The organism is Pseudothermotoga sp. U03pept (assembly GCF_051235805.1).
Lineage (GTDB): Bacteria > Thermotogota > Thermotogae > Thermotogales > DSM-5069 > Pseudothermotoga_B.
The window spans coordinates 1,513,592-1,531,847 of record NZ_JBPNXV010000001.1 but is presented as its reverse complement, the minus strand read 5'-3'; the positions used below and the strand labels follow the sequence as shown (position 1 = coordinate 1,531,847).

At 42.9% G+C, this 18,256-nt stretch carries 19 protein-coding genes and 1 tRNA gene; 18 read left to right on the top strand and 2 right to left on the bottom strand.

The window, feature by feature from the left end:
* Positions 1–5 precede the first annotated feature (5 nt).
* The 7 genes from rapZ to ACSFC1_RS07530 are packed head-to-tail and all read left to right on the top strand — an operon-like array spanning position 6 to position 6,775.
* Positions 6–842 (top strand): RNase adapter RapZ, encoded by an 837-nt coding sequence (gene rapZ, locus ACSFC1_RS07560; RefSeq protein ID WP_435565493.1) that lies wholly within the window; start codon positions 6–8, stop codon positions 840–842.
* Positions 839–1,789 carry a gluconeogenesis factor YvcK family protein gene (locus ACSFC1_RS07555; protein ID WP_435565492.1) on the top strand — a complete coding sequence of 317 codons (951 nt, stop codon included), beginning with the start codon at positions 839–841 and terminating at the stop codon, positions 1,787–1,789. Before rapZ ends, ACSFC1_RS07555 begins: the two co-directional genes overlap by 4 nt.
* Positions 1,790–2,716: a DNA-binding protein WhiA gene (whiA, locus tag ACSFC1_RS07550; RefSeq protein WP_435565491.1), complete on the top strand. Its 927-nt coding sequence runs from the start codon at positions 1,790–1,792 to the stop codon at positions 2,714–2,716.
* Positions 2,713–3,174: a transcriptional regulator NrdR gene (gene nrdR, locus ACSFC1_RS07545; RefSeq protein ID WP_435565490.1), complete on the top strand. Its 462-nt coding sequence runs from the start codon at positions 2,713–2,715 to the stop codon at positions 3,172–3,174. The genes whiA and nrdR overlap by 4 nt, the downstream gene beginning before the upstream one ends.
* 2 nt (positions 3,175–3,176) lie before the next feature.
* Positions 3,177–3,668 carry a transcription elongation factor GreA gene (greA, locus tag ACSFC1_RS07540; protein ID WP_435565489.1) on the top strand — a complete coding sequence of 164 codons (492 nt, stop codon included), beginning with the start codon at positions 3,177–3,179 and terminating at the stop codon, positions 3,666–3,668.
* Between the two features lie 9 nt (positions 3,669–3,677).
* Positions 3,678–5,177: a lysine--tRNA ligase gene (gene lysS, locus ACSFC1_RS07535; protein WP_435565488.1), complete on the top strand. Its 1,500-nt coding sequence runs from the start codon at positions 3,678–3,680 to the stop codon at positions 5,175–5,177.
* A complete protein-coding gene (locus ACSFC1_RS07530) occupies positions 5,174–6,775 on the top strand; it encodes a peptidyl-prolyl cis-trans isomerase (protein WP_435565487.1) in 1,602 nt (533 codons plus the stop codon). Before lysS ends, ACSFC1_RS07530 begins: the two co-directional genes overlap by 4 nt.
* 47 nt (positions 6,776–6,822) lie before the next feature.
* Here the strand turns inward: ACSFC1_RS07530 and ACSFC1_RS07525 are convergent.
* Positions 6,823–6,898, bottom strand: a tRNA-Gln gene (locus ACSFC1_RS07525).
* A gap of 57 nt (positions 6,899–6,955) precedes the next feature.
* Between ACSFC1_RS07525 and ACSFC1_RS07520 the strand changes: the two genes are divergently transcribed.
* The 11 genes from ACSFC1_RS07520 to ACSFC1_RS07470 are packed head-to-tail and all read left to right on the top strand — an operon-like array spanning position 6,956 to position 17,930.
* Entirely contained in the window at positions 6,956–8,629 is a 1,674-nt protein-coding gene (locus tag ACSFC1_RS07520) for a nucleoside kinase (RefSeq protein WP_435565486.1), read from the top strand.
* The gene (locus tag ACSFC1_RS07515) at positions 8,626–9,549 is read left to right on the top strand and encodes a DUF4941 domain-containing protein (protein WP_435565485.1); all 924 of its coding nucleotides are present in this window, start codon (positions 8,626–8,628) and stop codon (positions 9,547–9,549) included. Before ACSFC1_RS07520 ends, ACSFC1_RS07515 begins: the two co-directional genes overlap by 4 nt.
* Positions 9,550–10,005, top strand: a complete 456-nt coding sequence (locus tag ACSFC1_RS07510; RefSeq protein WP_435565484.1) for a GerMN domain-containing protein — start codon at positions 9,550–9,552, stop codon at positions 10,003–10,005. It abuts the gene before it with no gap.
* A complete protein-coding gene (locus tag ACSFC1_RS07505) occupies positions 10,002–10,781 on the top strand; it encodes a tRNA (adenine-N1)-methyltransferase (protein WP_435565483.1) in 780 nt (259 codons plus the stop codon). Before ACSFC1_RS07510 ends, ACSFC1_RS07505 begins: the two co-directional genes overlap by 4 nt.
* A gap of 5 nt (positions 10,782–10,786) precedes the next feature.
* A complete protein-coding gene (locus ACSFC1_RS07500; RefSeq protein ID WP_435565482.1) occupies positions 10,787–11,998 on the top strand; it encodes a S41 family peptidase in 1,212 nt (403 codons plus the stop codon).
* The gene (locus ACSFC1_RS07495; RefSeq protein ID WP_435565481.1) at positions 11,995–12,591 is read left to right on the top strand and encodes a hypothetical protein; all 597 of its coding nucleotides are present in this window, start codon (positions 11,995–11,997) and stop codon (positions 12,589–12,591) included. Before ACSFC1_RS07500 ends, ACSFC1_RS07495 begins: the two co-directional genes overlap by 4 nt.
* Positions 12,588–13,052 carry a hypothetical protein gene (locus ACSFC1_RS07490; protein ID WP_435565480.1) on the top strand — a complete coding sequence of 155 codons (465 nt, stop codon included), beginning with the start codon at positions 12,588–12,590 and terminating at the stop codon, positions 13,050–13,052. Before ACSFC1_RS07495 ends, ACSFC1_RS07490 begins: the two co-directional genes overlap by 4 nt.
* Positions 13,031–15,361 (top strand): efflux RND transporter permease subunit, encoded by a 2,331-nt coding sequence (locus ACSFC1_RS07485; protein WP_435565479.1) that lies wholly within the window; start codon positions 13,031–13,033, stop codon positions 15,359–15,361. The genes ACSFC1_RS07490 and ACSFC1_RS07485 overlap by 22 nt, the downstream gene beginning before the upstream one ends.
* Complete coding sequence (locus ACSFC1_RS07480) at positions 15,339–16,625, top strand: glycosyltransferase family 4 protein (RefSeq protein WP_435565478.1); 1,287 nt, start codon at positions 15,339–15,341, stop codon at positions 16,623–16,625. The genes ACSFC1_RS07485 and ACSFC1_RS07480 overlap by 23 nt, the downstream gene beginning before the upstream one ends.
* Positions 16,585–17,220, top strand: a complete 636-nt coding sequence (locus ACSFC1_RS07475; protein WP_435565477.1) for a hypothetical protein — start codon at positions 16,585–16,587, stop codon at positions 17,218–17,220. Before ACSFC1_RS07480 ends, ACSFC1_RS07475 begins: the two co-directional genes overlap by 41 nt.
* The gene (locus ACSFC1_RS07470) at positions 17,217–17,930 is read left to right on the top strand and encodes a biotin--[acetyl-CoA-carboxylase] ligase (RefSeq protein ID WP_435565476.1); all 714 of its coding nucleotides are present in this window, start codon (positions 17,217–17,219) and stop codon (positions 17,928–17,930) included. The genes ACSFC1_RS07475 and ACSFC1_RS07470 overlap by 4 nt, the downstream gene beginning before the upstream one ends.
* Here the strand turns inward: ACSFC1_RS07470 and ACSFC1_RS07465 are convergent.
* The gene (locus ACSFC1_RS07465) at positions 17,910–18,143 is read right to left on the bottom strand and encodes a S4 domain-containing protein (RefSeq protein WP_435565475.1); all 234 of its coding nucleotides are present in this window, start codon (positions 18,141–18,143) and stop codon (positions 17,910–17,912) included. The genes ACSFC1_RS07470 and ACSFC1_RS07465 overlap by 21 nt on opposite strands.
* Positions 18,144–18,256 lie beyond the last annotated feature (113 nt).

The following is an 18,256-nucleotide window of genomic DNA, read 5'->3' as shown; positions in this document are numbered from 1 at the left end:
AAAAGGTGAAAAGAGTACTGATACTTTCAGGGCTTTCTGGAGCAGGCAAGAGTACCGCGATAAAGGTTCTCGAAGATATGGGTTTTTTCTGCATAGACAATCTTCCGCCCGCACTTTTGAATGATTTCATGGCGCTTCTTGCCAGTTCATCTGTGGACAGAGTTGCACTCGTCGTCGACGTCAGAAGTGCTCAACTCGGTGACGCAGTTCAGGCAACCAAAAGGCTAATCGAGATCTACGATGGTTTGGTCACCGTTATCTTCCTCGAAGCAACTGTTGAAGAACTGCTCAGAAGGTTTGCAACAACGCGTAGACGTCATCCATTAGAAGGAGTACTGAATCTGCAACAGGCGATTTTGAAAGAGAAACAGATGCTTCAAGAGATGCGAGAACTCTCTATTGTCATTGACACCACCGATTTGGACATACATTCTTTGCGTGAGAAGATAGGTTCTCTCTTGCGTGAAGAAGAGCAATTTGTCATAAGAATTAGAAGTTTTGGGTTTAAATACGGTGTCCCACTCGATACAGATTTCGTAATAGACACTCGTTTTTTACCGAACCCTTTCTATGACAAGGAATTGGCACCACTTAATGGCAGAGATGAGAGAGTAGCAGAGTTCTTCAAAAGATATGACGTCGTGAGGGAGTTCATCGAATGCACGGCTAAGATGGTGTCCTTAGCGGCTCAAGGGTACATAAAGGAAGGAAGAGCGGCGATGACCGTGTCGGTGGGCTGTACCGGCGGTAAACACAGATCGGTTTACGTCGTTGAAAGGCTCTTAGAGTTACTCAGCGATGATTTTACAGTTCACGTGGAACACAGGGATGTGAATAAATGAAGGTTGTGGCCATCGGTGGTGGTACAGGCCTCTCAGTTTTGTTGAGAGGCTTAAAAAATCATAATTTGGATCTCTCGGCAGTCGTTGCTGTGACAGATGAGGGTGGAAGCTCTGGAAAGCTGAGGGAGGAACTGGAGATTCCACCACCTGGTGATATCAGAAACAATATCATCGCATTGGCGGAAGATGAGAGTCTGATGAGTCGTATCTTTTCTTATAGATTTCAAAGTAATGGTACTCTTTCCAATCACAGTGTTGGAAATATCATTTTGGCTGCACTGACCAGAATGACGGGGAGTTTCAGCACCGCTGTTAAGTTGGCTTCGAGTATCCTTGCCATAAAAGGGAGAGTCTTACCAGTCAGTGAAGAATTGGTCAGACTTGTTGCCACTTATGAAGATGGTACGACGATTGTGGGAGAAACACAGATTACTCAGTACAATTCGAAGATAGTTTCTGTCAAGCTGAACAAACCTGCTAAGGTGCTCGCTGAGGTCTTTCAAGTGCTTCAAGAGGCAGATGTGATTGTACTCGGACCGGGTAGCCTTTACACAAGTGTGATAACCAATCTACTCGTGGAAGGTGTGCCTGAAGCCATATGCAGCAACAGGAAAGCGTTGAAGATCTACATTGCTAACCTGATGACTCAGCCTGGTGAGACATTGAAGATGAGCCTGGAGGATCATGTTCAAGAGATAGAAAAGTATCTGCACGTTTCTTTGGATTTTATCATTGCAAATAACTCAGCTTTTCCAAGGGAGATAATCGAGTCTTATTCGCTGCAAGGCGCGGAACCAGTCAAGCCAAAGGGGTCAGTTGATGAGAGATATATCTTCAAACCCCTGATGAAGACGACCTATGAGGCCAATGATCCACGACTCAAAGCCAGGCACGATAGTGATCTACTCGCTCAAAGTATTCTCCAGATCTGTGAAAGGAGAAGCTGAATGAATGATGTGAGCTTCTCTGAGAGAGTCAAGTATGAGTTGTGTTCTTTGGATATCTCTAACGTCTCTGAGGCAAGAGCAGAACTAATGGGTTTCATAAAAGCTCGAGGTGTTCTGAGGCTATCGAAAGAGAAAAGTACTGTCTCTGTAGCTTTGCCAGACATCAGAGTGGGGAGGAGATTTTTGAAGCTCATGGATTATCTTTCGGTCGGTGAACACGAGACAGCAATTGTGCAACCAAGACGCCTGTGGAAGCAAAAGACTGTGGAGTTCAATTTGCCCATAGACTCTGCTGGGATTTTCAAAGATAACTTAGCTCAGCAGTTGCCAGCAGTGATTTTGGATGATGCGGTACTTTTCGGTACTTTTCTTAGGGGAGTTTACTTGTCGTGTGGTTCGATGGTCGATCCGTCTATTTCTTATCATATGGAGATCAGCAACAGTTCGCAAGAGCTTTTGGAACAAATTCGTGATTGCTTAAAAGCAAACTTTGGAATAGAATCGAAGACAGTGCGTTTCCGAAATAGTTATAAACTGTCCATAAGAAGGGCGACAGACTTGATCGAATTTCTCAATTTGATCGGCGCCGTCGAGGCAGCTTTGAGAGTCGAGGAGATTGTACAGAAGCGTTCAGTGGCATCTGATGTTAACAGAAGTATGAACTTTTTGTCTGCAAATGCTGATAGAATAGGAATTAGTACTGTCAAACAAGTAAGGGCAATTGAGGTAATCGATAGAACGTTGGGAATAGATTCATTGGAAGACGATCTGAAAAATCTCGCAAGGTTGAGGATTGAAAACGAAGATCTGAGTTTGAGAGAACTTGGAGAGATGATGGAACCAAAGATGAGTAAATCAATGGTTTACGCGAGAATGAAAAAGATCATACAGCTTGCCGAGAGAATAGAAAGAGGGCAGAATAGGTGAAATGCCCTTTTTGTGGTTATCCAGACAGCAGGGTCTTGGACTCAAGGCCAACGCTTGATGGAACTGCGATAAGAAGGAGAAGAGAATGCCCTGAATGTGGCGCAAGATTCACAACATACGAAAGGTACGAGTTGCTGCCACTCATAGTTGTGAAAAAGGACGGTAGAAGAGAGGCGTTCGATCGATCAAAGCTACTGAACGGAGTTTTGAAGGCTTGTGAGAAAAGGCCCATATCTTATGAGACACTGGAAAAACTGGTTGAAGAGGTTGAATTAACTCTACAGAGGCAGGGAACGGCTGAAATACCTTCGAAGCTCATAGGTGAGTTGGTTATGGGAAAGCTCAGGCAAATAGATCAAGTCGCATACGTGAGATTTGCGTCTGTCTACAAAGATTTTCGCGAGATAGACCAGTTCCTTGAAATTGTACGTGAATTGAAAAAAGATCAGGAGGTGTGAAAGTGAACAAGAAAAATGTGATTCACTTGACGAAAGAAGGTTACGAGGAGCTAAAACAGGAACTTGACACACTGAAGCAAAAACTCATGTACGAGGTAGCAGAAAGGATAAAGGAAGCTCGTGAACTTGGAGATCTTTCAGAGAACACAGAGTACGATGAGGCTAAGAATGAGCAGGGCAGAATAGGGAGCAGAATAGCAGAACTGGAGCAAATTCTGAACAATTCCGAAATCATCGAGAACACAGATTCGAGTCAGATTTCAGTTGGCTCATGGGTTTTGATAAAGAATCTCAACACGAGTGAGGAACGCTCGATAAGGCTTGTTAATCCGCAGGAAGCAGATGTCTTTGCAAACAAGATTAGTATCGATTCGCCTATCGGTAGAGCCCTCGTTGGCAGGAAGGTCGGTGAGGTAGTGAAGGTGGCAACTCCTGCCGGTCCAGTCAAGTACGAGATTATTGGCATAAGCACAAGATCATCTGAACAAGAATGAGGTGGTTATGTGATCGAAGAAGTGCGCAAGCAACGCGCAAAGGAAGTTGAAGAACTTAGAAAGCTCGGAATAAATCCTTATCCGTACAGATTTGAAAAAAAGCAGAGTACTAAAGAAATTTTAGAGAAGTACGGTTTCCTTGAACCTGGTCAGACTTTGGAAAAAGAAGTGATTTCGATAGCGGGACGAATCATGACGATTAGGCTGCACGGTAAATCCTGTTTTTTCACTTTGCGCGACTTCGATGGAAGAATTCAAGCTTACATACGGCAAGAAGAGGTATCTCAGTCAGGGTACGAACTCTTCAAGAAATACGTCGCACCTGGTGATTTCATTGGAATAACTGGCTTTCCTTTCAGAAGCAAGACAGGTGAACTGACCCTATACGTCAAAGAATATCAGATTCTGAGCAAAGCCAGAAGACCTATGCCTGAAAAGTGGCATGGTTTGAAGGACAAAGAGATTGCCTATCGCCAGCGATATGTCGACATGATCGCAAACAATTCAACCCTTGAGAGGTTCAAAATTCGTTATAAAGCCATTTCTTTCATAAGGGCATTTCTGACCAACAGGGGATTTGTTGAAGTGGAAACACCAATTTTGAACTTCATACCTGGTGGAGGAGCCGCAAAACCTTTTGTGACAAGGCTCGAAGCACTTGACTGTGAGATGTACTTGAGAATAGCACCGGAATTACATTTGAAAAGATACATCGTCGGTGGATTTGAAAGAGTCTTTGAGCTGGGGAAAAACTTCAGAAATGAAGGGATTTCTTACAAGCATAGCCCAGAGTTTACGTCGATCGAGATCTATCAAGCGTACGCAGATTACCACGATATGATGGAACTCACTGAGACTTTGATATCAGAACTGGTCTATCACTTGTATGGTACTTACAAGTTGAATTATCAAGGCAGAGAACTTGATTTTACCAGACCTTGGAGAAGGTTGAAGATGAGAGAGTTCATAAAGCAAGAACTCGGAGTTGATATACTGGAAGACAGAGACGAAGTTTTGCACGCTGTCTTGAAAGAACGTGGTATTGAGCTCGATTCACACACGAGGGCGAGAATGATAGAAAAGCTCTGGGATTTAGTTGAAGACAAAGTTATTCAGCCGACATTTCTGATGGATCATCCTGTTGAGATCTCTCCACTCGCCAAAAGACACAGAGAAGATCCCAGGTTGACTGAAAGATTTGAACCGATCATCTGTGGAATGGAGTTGGGCAATGCTTTCAGCGAGCTTAACGACCCAGAAGATCAAATGGAGAGGTTCAGATCCCAAATGGAGCTGAGAAGTGCTGGCGATGAGGAAGCCCACAGAATGGATCTGGATTTCATCAGAGCCCTTGAATATGGACTTCCTCCCACTGGTGGTCTGGGCATAGGTATAGATAGATTGATGATGCTTTTGACTGATTCTCCATCGATAAGAGATGTGATAGCCTTTCCACTTGTTACTGAAAGCGATGATGAAGATGACATCGAAGGGAGTGCTGCGGAATGAGAGAATGGTTTAAGAAGCGACAAAAGATTATCGTCTGGATTCTCGCGGTGTCTTTCATAGCCGGTATTGCCTGGTGGTCGGTTGCCAGTTATCTTTCATCTAGACCATCGACTACCCAGACATCACTTGATCAAGCCATTGGCTACATCAAGATCAGTGGCAGTCCTCTAAACGATTCACAGACATGGGTTTTACCAGCAGAACTTGAAAACGAATACAGTAAGTTGCTGAGCAGTTATGGTATTGGTTCACTTGATCCACTCTTTCAAGAGCCAAGACAGAAGGCAGGGCTACTCGCAGAATTGCTCAGAGAAAAGGTAATGATACACTATGCGAAAGAAAACAAATTGATGCCGAGTAAGAAGGAGATCGAAGAGAAACTCAAAGAGTACAGAAAACAGATAGAGAGTAACCGCTCTTTGGTAGAGTATTTCACGAAGTACTACGGTGGTGTCGATGCCTATATCAACAAGATTCTGAAGCCGTCTGTCGAAATATCACTCATGCAACAAAAGGTGATTGACACAGTTGCAAAGGTGGACAGTGAAGAGATGAAAAAGTACTTTGAGGAAAACTTAGACCAACTGAGAGCAAAATACGACAAAGCAGATGTGAGATTGGTCTCTTTCCAGGGTGAAAAAGAAGCTCAGAGTTTCATAGCAGATCTGGTGAAGATGGACTTTGACTCGGCGGCGAGTGCGATGAATCTGAACGCGCAGGATCTACCAGGTTTAACAAGGGGAATCTTCGACGAGAAATATGAAAGTGACATATTCTCGGGTGCAACGGGTACCGTTATAGGTCCTATATCGCTGGGCAGCTCTTGGTATGTTTTAGAAGTGCAGGATGCAACAGTCATAAAGGATTTCAACTCCTTCACTCTTTCAGAGGGCTACGAAACAGAGAGAAACACGCTTCAATCTAAGAAAATGCAGGAATGGTACGATAGCTACCTTAAGGCGAAGAACGTTGAACTGTTCTTTGCGAACGAAATCTATGATACATGGCGAAGGATTGACCAGGCTTCGACTTCTACCGAGTACGAACAACTGTATAAACAGCTGAAGCCAAAGGTTTTCAGCCAGGATGGAACAATTCTTCCAGAGTCTCCTGATGCCATGAAGAGTGCCTGCATAGTTCTGATTGAAAAGATGGAGGATCTGCTTGATCAAAACGAACCAGCTAATAAGGAGAAGATTGAAGAACTCAATAAAGATAAGGCTACTTTGGTGAAAAACCTTTACGAACAGTATCCTTCTTCCTTAGAAATAAGCCGTCGTATGTACGAGATCGACAAGGACAACCTTCAGGTCAAGTACGGCTATTTCACCTTACTCTATTCAGAGATCAAACCATACCTCTATCCTGAGTACCTGCAGTACCTCTTGCAGAGCATCATCGAAGTTGAGGCGGGATTTTCCAGCATAGCGCTTGATACGAATGCTTCAACGGAGATGCGAGCCAGTTCTTATTACAACTTGTACGATTTGAGTAAAGCACTTCAAGATGCTACGAGTGCGAAGTTTTACTTAAATGAACTCAGAAAGATTGAGCCGAATTATATCGATTTCGAAGCGGCTCTTAACGAACTAAAATGATCTCGATCAGACTATAATAAAAAGCGGGCAGAAGCCCGCTTTTTGTTTGGCTGGGGCGGGAGGATTCGAACCTCCGAATGTCGGATCCAAAGTCCGATGCCTTACCAGCTTGGCGACGCCCCACCGTGATATAATTTTACCATTGCCAAGTGTCGGCGTCAACATTTAGGAGGTGATGGTTTGAGAGAACTGAGGTTAATGATGACTGATACGGGTGAAGAAGTGACAGTCTCTCAAGGTGAACGGCTTACAGATTATGCCTCCAAGTATGCGAAATACCATAAAACACCAATCTTAGCTGCCAGAATAAATAACAGTATTGTAGAACTCAACAAACCTCTCGATAGAGGCGGAACAATTGAATTCATAGATCTATCGACCCTGGACGGTTTGAGGATCTATCAAAGAGGTGTCCTCTTTCTTCTGCACATGGTTTTGAAGGAATACTACAGAGGATACCAACTATGGGTGCTTCATTCAATAGGCAATGCTCTGTACTGTGAACTGAGAAAGAATGGGGAAAGGAAAAACTTCACAGATGAAGAGATTCAGAGAATCAAGATGAGAATGCTCGAGCTCGTTGAACAGAACGTACCATTTGAAAAACAAGAATTCTACAAAAATGAAGCCTTCGAGATCTTTTCGAATCAAGGTGATGCAGATAGAATCAGACTTTTCAAGTTCAGAAAGAAAAAGACGATAAAGCTCTACAAATGCCTCAATTACTACGACTATTATTATGGCTACATGCCCCCGAGTACCGGCTGTTTGAAATACTTCGATCTTGCCAAAGAGAAAGACGGATTCTTGCTCATCCTTCCCGATCGATCAAATCCACAAAGTGTTACCAAACCTAAGCCACTACCAAAGTTGTCGTCCGTTTTTCTTGAATATGCCAGATGGCTCGATGTAATTGGAATTAACACAGTTGCAGACTTGAATGAACTGATTGCTGCTGGTGAGAGAGCCGTTGTCGAATTGATGTTACTGAGTGAAGCGCTCCACGAGAAAAAGATAGCCCAGATTGCTGAACAGTACGCAAACAGCGGAGCTCGACTGATTTTGATCGCCGGTCCATCTTCCTCGGGAAAAACAACCTTTGCAAAGAGGCTGATGATTCAACTCAAAGTCTTCGGTTTTCAACCTCTCAGTATTTCACTCGACGATTACTTTGTCGACAGAGAAAAGACACCAAGAGATGAATCTGGGAACTATGATTTCGAAGCTTTGGAAGCGATAGATATAGAGCTTTTCAACCGGCATTTGGCCGATTTAATCGACGGCAAAGAACTCTGCTTACCTCGTTTTGACTTCAAATCTGGTAAGAGAAGTTGGTCTGACAAAACAGTTCGTTTGAGGAAAGATCAACCAATAGTGATAGAAGGCATACACGGTTTGAACGAGAAATTGACGCCTTCTATTGACAGGTCTTTCAAATTCAAGGTGTACGTGAGTGCGTTGACACAGCTAAACCTCGACGCACACAACAGAATAACTACAACTGATACCCGCTTGCTTAGAAGGATCGTACGAGATTACAAGTTTCGAGGTCATTCCGCCTTAGACACGTTGAGGATGTGGCCTAATGTTAGAAGAGGCGAAGAAAAGTATATCTTTCCGTTTCAAGAAGAGGCAGATGTGATGTTCAATTCGGCAATTGTATACGAACTTGCGGTACTAAAGATCTTCGCCGAGCAACTTTTGGTACAAATCTCTCCAGATGAAGCAGAGTATTCTGAAGCCTTGAGATTGACGAAACTTTTAGACTATTTCTTGCCCATCACCAACATAGAGGACATTCCAAGGAGTTCAATTCTCAGAGAGTTTGTGGGAAGGAGTGTATTCAAGTATTGAAGAGAACGTTGTTGTTATTGCTGATATCACTTTGGAGTTTCTGCTTTTCCTTTGATCTTTACATCGGGGATAAGTTAATCTACTCGTCGGCAGATCTTCAGAATACGATGAGCTGGTCTTCTTTTGTTTCGTTCTTTGAAGAGTACACAAAGATCCTGGGGATCGACAGCCCATCCACAGGACAGATAGGTGATTTTCAGTATTTGGTATGGGCTGGTCATACGATAGGTTTTGACAAGAATGCCGATGTCTTCATAATCGACGGGATTACGAAGAAAAGTAAGGTAGTGCCATTCAAAGATATCCTTTCAGCCTTTCAGCTGCTGTTTATCGAGCAAGAATCGAAGATCGTATTACCCGACATGGTGATCGACAAAGTCTCTCAGATGGGTGATATAATCGAGATAACCTACGAAGGTATTAACAGACTGGTCTTTAAACAAGAAGAAGGGCTCATAACAGTTCTGAGTAAAGGTTATGTTATAGCAAATGGAAGTGTTTACAAGCCTGGTCAGTTAGTCCAAAGCCTTCCAACCGACAGAAAGATCGAGCAAGAGATTCAGATGCCGGGTTTGATTCGTCTCGTACTCGTACCTGAAGGTTTTTCATATCACAATTTAGTCGTGGCGAGATTGGGGCAATCCTTGGAGGCCTCGAAAAGCGATGTTGTGGTTTTTTATTCGAATGGAGATGACAGGATCATCATCAGGCCATATGCACCGGAATTCGAGGGCTCCGACTGGCCTTTTTATGCGCATACGAAAAGAATTGCACAGCAATTGGCAGTTCGGTTTGATTTGAAGCTGGAAATATGTCCTATTTACGATCTGCCTGTTGGAAAGATAGCGATGGTTCTACTGCTCTCAGACGAACAGAGATTGCTCGAGATTGAGGAGTATCTAAAGGAGTTGCTTCGGTGAATGAGAAAGTTGGTTCTTTTAGTGATTCTCTTGCCTGCAGTTATCTTCTGCAGAACTTATACGGTGTTCTACCTTGATCAATCTCTTTCTCCAATAGCGGTTAACGTGAGATACGATGGAGAGGATGTACTGAATTTTTTGTTTGAGAAATTATCGCAACCCGAAGCAGGTGCGCTCACTTTTGTTCAGAAGAATCTTTTGAGGGCGTACTTCTTTGTGGAAAAGTCGTTGGTTATTGATTTGAGATCCTTGGCAGTAGCTGGTTTTAACTTTCAGGAAGAGAGGTATCTCATTCACCAATTGCTCAGGACGATCTTTGAGAATTTCAAGGCAATAGACTCTGTATACTTTGTAGTCGATGGCAAGAGAAGAGAAAGATTGCTGAACTATGTGGACATACGGTATGGCTTTGTGAGAGATATCTGGTCCAGCTGGCCTATAGAGGGAGGATCATGAGCGAGAAAGACCTTGTCAAAATCGGTGACAGAGTTATGTTGGTTTTTGATGATGGCTCAGAGTTTATCGTCCAGGTTCAAGACGCGGCTTTTGGTACTCATAAAGGAATCGTAGAGCTCGGTAATCTAGTCGGCAAAGCTTATGGAAGCAAATGTGAATCGAGAAATGGCAACTTTTTCAGGGTCATGCGACCAAGGTTGATCGACGAGATTTTCAAGATGAACAGAAGAACACAAATCGTTTATCCAAAGGACATAGGTTACATACTCATGATGCTCGATGTAAAGGAAGGGGACTGTGTAATAGATGCCGGCGTTGGTAGTGGCGCTATGTGCGCCGCACTTGCGAGAGCCGTTGGTACATCTGGTAAGGTCTTTGCTTACGAAAAGAGAGAGGATTTCAAAATGCTGGCAGAGTCCAATCTCTCAAAATGGGGAGTATTGGAAAGAGTTGAGATCAAACTGAGAGACATCCAAGAAGGCTTTGATGAAATAGTGGATGCGATTTTCTTAGATGTCCCCGATCCTTGGAACTACATTGAAAACTGTTACAGAGCACTGGTTGGATCTGGTAATTTGGCGATCGTTTGTCCAACGACCAATCAGGTACAAATGGTTCTTGCACAGATGGAAAAATGTAATTTCATAAACTTGGAAGTCTGGGAAAGTCTTTTCAGACAGTACAAACCTGTTTCAGAGAGGTTAAGACCATTCGACAGGATGGTGGCACATACTGCCTACATGATATTTGGCCGTAAGGTGAATGAAGAGGAGTGATGAAAATGAAGAGAAATTCCCTGATCTTTGTTATCGTGATGGCGATCTCGGTAATTGTAGCAAGTCTAATTCTTTCAGCGGCTGTCACAACAAAAGATGTGAACAAAGCCCTTGAGCCTTTTTATCAGACTCTGTCCTACATTTTGAACACCTATTATCAAAAGGACGATATCAATTTGAACAAGCTCATGGATTCAGCAATAGACGGATTGGTGAAGGGTTTGGGAGATGATTTCTCATATTATGAAAATCCAGAAGGTGTGGAGGAAAAACAGATAGAGATGGAAGGCGAGTATGGAGGTCTTGGTATCGAAGTCACATATGACAGCGAATACAAAGCCGTGAAGGTTGTCTCGCCCATGTACGGTACCCCTGCCTGGAGGGCAGGCTTGAAGGCTGGCGACAGAATAGTATCGATAGACGACCAACCAGTAAGCGAGATGGAGTACATGGAAGCCGTCAGAAAGTTACGTGGTAAGCCTGGTACAACGGTGAGAATAAAGATTTTGAGAGAAGGTGTTGATACACTTTTAACTTTCGAATTGATCAGGGAGAAGATACAGATAATTCCAGTCAAACACGCGTTTATAGAAACCTCCAAAGGTCGAATTGGATACACACTCATAACCAGATTTGGAGCAAAGACCTCAGAAGAGATGGCAGAGGCTTTGAACGATATCTTTGCAAGAGGTGTGAAGGGTTTGATACTGGATTTGCGAGATAACCCCGGCGGATATCTCAACAGCGCCATAGAGGTTGCGAGTTATTTCATAGATAAAGGTGTGGTCGTTAAAACGAAAAATGCGTACGGAATAGAAGAAGTTTATGAATCCAAAGGCAACAACTATCCAAATGTACCGATAGTTGTTTTGGTGAACAAAGGATCGGCCTCCGCATCTGAGATACTGACCGGAGCGCTCAAAGATTATGAAATAGCGAAGATTGTTGGCGAGAAAACTTTTGGAAAAGGTTCTGTCCAGACAGGATTCCCTTTGAGCAACGGTGGGACTCTGTACTTGACCACAGCCCATTACATGACTCCATCCGGAAAGGACATACACAAGATAGGCATAGAACCAGATGTTTATGTGGAAGAAGCGACAACGACGAAGCGAGAATCTGCTGCCGTTGATTATACCAAGAAGATCATAGATATCGATATGAGCGACCCTTACTTAGTTAAAGGATTGGAGGTCCTTCTGGGGATGATCAAATGACCTCTGCGGGAATGGCTGTAGTATCTTTCCTGATCTGCTTCGCCGTTTCTTTGGTTTTTCTTTATGCAACGAGCGATCGGGATGAACTTTTCATCGTTAACCCATTCCCGCGTGTTGTTATCTCTTCACCTGTTGAAGAGTTGGTGAGTGAACTAAAAGTCATAGCAGAACAGATTATTCTGTACAGAAAGGCTCTTTCGATGGGTCAGAGGGTGACTGTGAAAATCCCGTTTCGTAGCTCGGTCATTCGTGTGCAGTCACTGGCAGCGTACGAACAAATGCTCGATGAAGCAACGAGAAAGACAGGTGCTAAACCCGATGAGAGAAAGGTCTATTTGAAGGACAATTACTACGAATACCTCATATACGCATCTTTTACCTACAAAGATGTGTTGTTTTTGTACAAGCCCAGAATAACTTTGACTGATTCTGGTTATGCGCTCCGTGATCACTCTGATGTTGCAAAGGTGATCCTGATGGCTCTGAATGGTGAAGGACCAAATCTCAACTTTGAGCAGAGTGACGAAAGACTGATAAGTCCTTTGATACTGCTGTCACAGAGGTATGGTGTAGAGGTGATAGAAACCAGATGAACTACTTTGAACTTCTCTACTCAGCTAAGAGAATATCAAAAGTTGCTGATTACTGGACGCTTCTTGTGCCTTTCATTCTGGCGAATGTTCTGTGGTTTTCAATGCTAGATCTACTGAAATACGTGCTCTTGAACACAAATTATACATTCAAGTACATCGAACTGAACATTTTCATGTTCATCTATGTGATTATTCTGAGTGGAGTTGTTGCGCTCTTTGAAAGAGATATCAGAAAAGCCCTATCTTTACCTTTGTTCTTCATTCCTTATTTCTTCTTGCCCGTTTATTTTCGAATCTTGGGAATGTTACAGTTGCCACCGATGCTTTCCATAGCAATTAGTTTCACGCATTCGGTGATGATTTCCGCTGGTTATTACAGGTGGACGATTCAGATCATCAGGACTGCGGCGTGTATAATGGTCATGCTGGTGGTGAGACGTTGGCTGTTGGTAACTTTGTGATCAAGAATCGCCTTTTCATTGTGGTTGTTTTCTTAGTACTTGCAATAGTATTCGGATATTACGGACTAGCAGGTTTATCGGTGAACTCCGATTTGGCAAGCCTTGCTCCTAAGGATGCTACATTCTACGCAGAACAAATCGACTTCTTAGCTGAGAAGCTTTCTTCCAATACTCTAACTGTGATTGCCTATACCGAAGGAAATATCGAGAAGACGAAAGACGCTTTAGCGAAGCTTAAAGATCGATTCGAACAGACTGAGTACATAGTGGAAACCATGAAACTCGATAATCCAGAAGTTTTCATCAAGTATGGTTTCCTTGCGATAGATTCAACAAATCTGAGGAAGATCGAGAATTCTTTTACCTTGAACACAAACAATTTGTTGGACTTCTCTGAGTACAGAAGGATGGCACAATCTCTTGTAACAGTTCAGCAATTGTTGGAAGAGTATGAGAAGCGAAAGGGAATAGAGCAGTTCATAATGATTTCGCCAGATCAGCGCGTGGTGATTATAAACTTCGTTTTGAAAGACAGTTTCATAGATGTCAACAGGGTAAGTCAAGCCGTACAGAACCTGAAAAGAATCGCCCAGCAGTTAACCAAAGAGAGTGGAGTTAGATTTCTTTTCACTGGGACCTCAGTTGGCGTTTATGAATCGAACGAGCAGGTGAAAAAAGACTTTCTACTGACAACAACTTTGTCGCTGGTTGGCATATGTGCTGTAATCTATCTTGGTTACAGAAGTTTTTCTATGCTAATGATGTTGTTCAGCTCAATGATCGTTGCGATGTTCATGACCTTGGGTATAACAAAGTTCTTTTTAGGAGAAATAAACATCGTGACTTCTTTCGTCAATGCGATGGTTCTTGGTTTGGGTATCGACTATGGGTTGCACATGATCACAAAGATCACAGCACATGCGAAAGAAGAGAAAATCTGTTCAGATGACGTGTTAACAGCAATAGTAGAATTCATAAAGCCTTCTTCTGCTGCTCTTCTGACGACTGTTGGAGCTTTCTCCTCTATGTTCTTTGGCCTCTCAAAACCATTTATGCAAATGGGAGCCTTTGCGATTATAGGTGTCTGTATATTTTTCTTAACGATGCTTTTCTTTCTTCCATCTCTGGTTTTGGTTTTAAAGCCAAAGATTAAGAAGGGAGCACAGGAGCAGGGTTTTCTGTTTTTCTTCAGAGGGAAAGCCAAGCGAATCATAAGAGTGATAACAGTAGCGGTCATTCTCATCTTCGTGCCCATTGGCTTTCTAAACCTCAAGAATTACTGGTACACACCATCGGGACTGGTCTCGGAAAAAGCTGAGTCGTCTATAGCCTTCGAAGAGGTGAAAAGGAGTTTTCAAAAGGTCGGTTTCGGTGAGATTTGTATTTTGGCAGAGAATCTGGAGGAACTCAGAAAGATAGATTGTCTCATCAGAGATTCTGGTTTCCTGACACCACCGCTTTCGGTTCTGAGTATTTTGGAGTATGCTTCCGAAGATGCTGTGAAGACTTTGCCAAATATGTATTCAGATCTCTTTCAGGTTGTGAACAATCCATTTCTGGTTGCCGTCTTTAAAAGAGTGGGTATGTACGGTCAGATACTCGAGATGCTTTCAATGGTGAAGAACTCCAAGAACATCGAAGACGTTTTGGCTGAACTTAAGAAAGATGTTCCGATGTTCTTCTACGACCAAGGTGGCAAGACTAAGTTTGTGTTGTACACCGATACAGTTCAAGATCTCTATAAGGAAAACAGGATAAAGGAAGTTTTCAACTTTTTCCAGCGCAATGGTGTCAAATCCTATGGCTATCCTACGATCTTGTACAGCGTGATGAAAGACATGAAAGGAACGATCTACTGGCTTTCGTTTTTCGTCTGCTTGGGTGTGTTCATTATGTTGATTATAGACTTGAAGTCAATCAGAGGAAGTTTGTTGATTCTTTCCTCAGTGATCATTTCCATAGTTGTTACTTTTGGTATCGGTTCGATCTTTGACATTCATGCTACCTTCATGACTCTGCTTTTGATACCGATACTCGTTGGTACAGGCGTTGATGGTTTGATTCACATGAAGCATGCTTCAAAGAGCTCTGACAGTCTTCAGCTCGCCAGAACATTGAAGTCTGTTACTTTTTGCACCTTTACAACGGTTGTGGCTTTCGGCAGTTTCGCGTTTGCAGAGGGTAAGCTCTTACAGGAATTCGGAATACTAATGGCAGTTGGATTGGCCTCGGCTTGGTTGATAACAGTCTTTGTAGCGGAGTATTTTTTCAAAGGTGGTGATATTGTTGAAAATCGCGATGTTCACTGACACATATATACCCCAAGTCAACGGGGTAGCAACCTCTGTGAGTCTGTACAAACGTGCTCTTGAAAAGCTGGGGCATGAAGTTTATATCGTTGCTCCAATTGGACCAAAGGATGAGACAGTCTTTTCTTTAGGTGGGATTCAGTTCAAGTGGGAAAAGAACCACATCATTCCCAGAAGTGGTCGAATTTTGCCTTTGTTGAACTTCATCAGACAAAAGAAGATAGAGGTTATTCACAGCCACGCACCGTTCGCTCTTGGTTTTAGGGCTTTGACGGTTCAAAGGCGTTTGCAGATTCCTCATGTTCACACATATCATACCCTGTTGGTGGAGTACAGACACTACATTCCAAAGCCATTAACACCCTCCGCAAAGAGTGTGGAAGAGTTTTCTGCATGGTTTTGTAACATGGTCAATCGAGTCATTGCGCCAACAGAGAAAATAGAAAAAGAACTACTGAGATATGGTGTGATCAAGCCAATTCATGTGATTCCAACTGGCATGGATGTTGAGCTCTTTGAAGCTCCAAATGAATTTGACATAAGAGAACGTCATGGCATAGACAAGAGAACAAAGATCTTGCTGTTCGTAGGCAGGCTGGCAAAGGAAAAGAACGTAGCGTTCATCGTTGATCTCTTTAGAACGTTACTCAAAAGAAGGTATGATTTACACCTGATGATAGTCGGAGATGGTCCTGAGAGATCGTCATTGCTGCACATGGTCAGAGAATTTGGCATAGATTCGCGTGTCACCTTCACCGGTTATATGTCCAGAAGTAGACTTGCCAATTATTACAGACAAGCCGATCTCTTTGTCTTTGGCTCTGAGAGTGAGACCCAAGGACTGGTGGTACTGGAATCTCTTGCTGCGGGCACACCAGTTGTTGCCGTTGCAAAGATGGGTATAGCCGATGTCTTGGTCGAAGGACAAGGTGCGTTGTTGGTCAAAGAACCTGTTTTAGAGGAGTTCGTCGAAAGAGTTGAACGGTTACTGAACGATTTAAGCCTCTACGATCAAATGAAAAAAGCTGGAAAAGAATATATAATGAAAAATTGGTCGATCGATGCAAAGGCGCTTCTGATGGAAGATGTGTACAGACGCGCTGCCGAGGAAGGTGCATCTACACACGATTTTCGTGATAACGTTTGGATTGAAATTATTGCGGAAAAGGTCAAGAGCATTTCGGCAAAGATATTCGAAAATGCCAACACAGGAGGTGCAAAGAATGTTACCACTGAACGTTTTACTCGGTCACGTCGTGGCTGATCACGCTTTTACCAATAACGCAAAGATCAGAACCTATTCCGGTACCAAGTTAGTTGGACATATAATCTGGTCAGCTTTGGCAATCCTCGCCTTCACCTTTGATACGTTGTTAAAGTCTTCGACAGGCATTGTGATTTTGGTTGTCTTCTTACTTTTCCACAGCATTCTTGACCTTCTACGGGTGAAATGGTATCGTGAAAAGAAAAGGAAAATCGTCGATCTTGTTGAGTTATCTGGAATTGTCTTGGCGCTTATTGCAAACCTGTTGTGTATTGGCTCTCTTCAAAGCTCATATCTCTCACCCGAGTTTGTTATGTACCTGATGGGGATGAGCGTTGTGTCTGTAGGTATCACCTATGTCTTTCGAAACTACTATCCAGCAGATGAATTTCTGCCAGATGTGGACGGTATATCTGAAAGATTGGCTGTCTTTGTTTTCCTCCTGGCTTCTAAGCCACTCTTTGTTGTTGCAAGTATCGTCATTGCCTTTTTGTACAGATTGATATTTGTTAAGAAGGTCAACCACACATGGTGGATTAGTCCAGTCAGCGCAGTTGTTATAAGCTTCTTGTGGAAGTGGATGCTCTATAGATGATTGGCGAAAGAACTATCTGGGTAGCAGCTTTACCGTCGACCAATCAATTTTTGAAAGAGAACTGGCAGAGGTTGCCAAATGGGACCGTTGTTGTTGCAGAGTATCAGAGCGCAGGCAGAGGTAGGTACAACAGATTCTGGCATTCACCAGAGGGGGGATTGTGGTTTTCAGTGCTTTTCAAACCCAGAAAGCAGATCAAACCAATTTTTTTCACAAAACTCTGTTCTGTGGCAATCGTTAGAGCTCTCAGCTCTATGAAGATTGATGTGAGGATCAAGTGGCCCAACGATCTATACTACGACAAAAAGAAGCTGGCAGGTATCTTGACTGAAGGTATCTTTGAAGAAAACACTCTGAGAGCCGTTATCGTGGGTATAGGAATTAATGTGAACAACGACATCCCTAAGGAACTGAAATATAAGGCGATAGCTCTTTCTCAAATCCTTTCTCGAACTTTCGATCTAAAGGTATTATTGAAAATGATTTTAAAGCAGGTCAATCAATTACTGAAACGTTATTGGAGTAAACCCGAAGCTCTGACAAGAGTGTGGAAAGGTTTACTGTTACAAAAAGAAGGAATGGAGGTATCCTTCATTTACGAAGATCAGGTGAAAACAGGCAAGATTGTGAGAATAGAAGACGACAAAATACACATACTCACAGAAGGGCAAGAACTCTCGGTAAGTTCCTTAGAAATTCTGGATTCTTGATTGACTGAGTATCTCGTATTCGGAATCTGAAACAACACGAACGGTGATTTCCTTAAAAGGATGTATGATCTTCAAAATGTCTCCTACCTTGATCTCGTACGACGGCTTGACCTCTCTGTTGTTCACCAAGATCTTTCCGTGTGACAACATCTGTTGTGCGACTACTCGTCTCTTTATGAGTCCTGTTGTTTTGAGGTACTTGTCGATTCTCACCTTTCATCCCTCAATCGTAAATTATACTCTGATATTTTTATCCTGTCCTCCTTCTCGACAGATCACGATGTTATAATCTCTTAGAAAAGGTTCGACTCTGGGGGATAAAATTG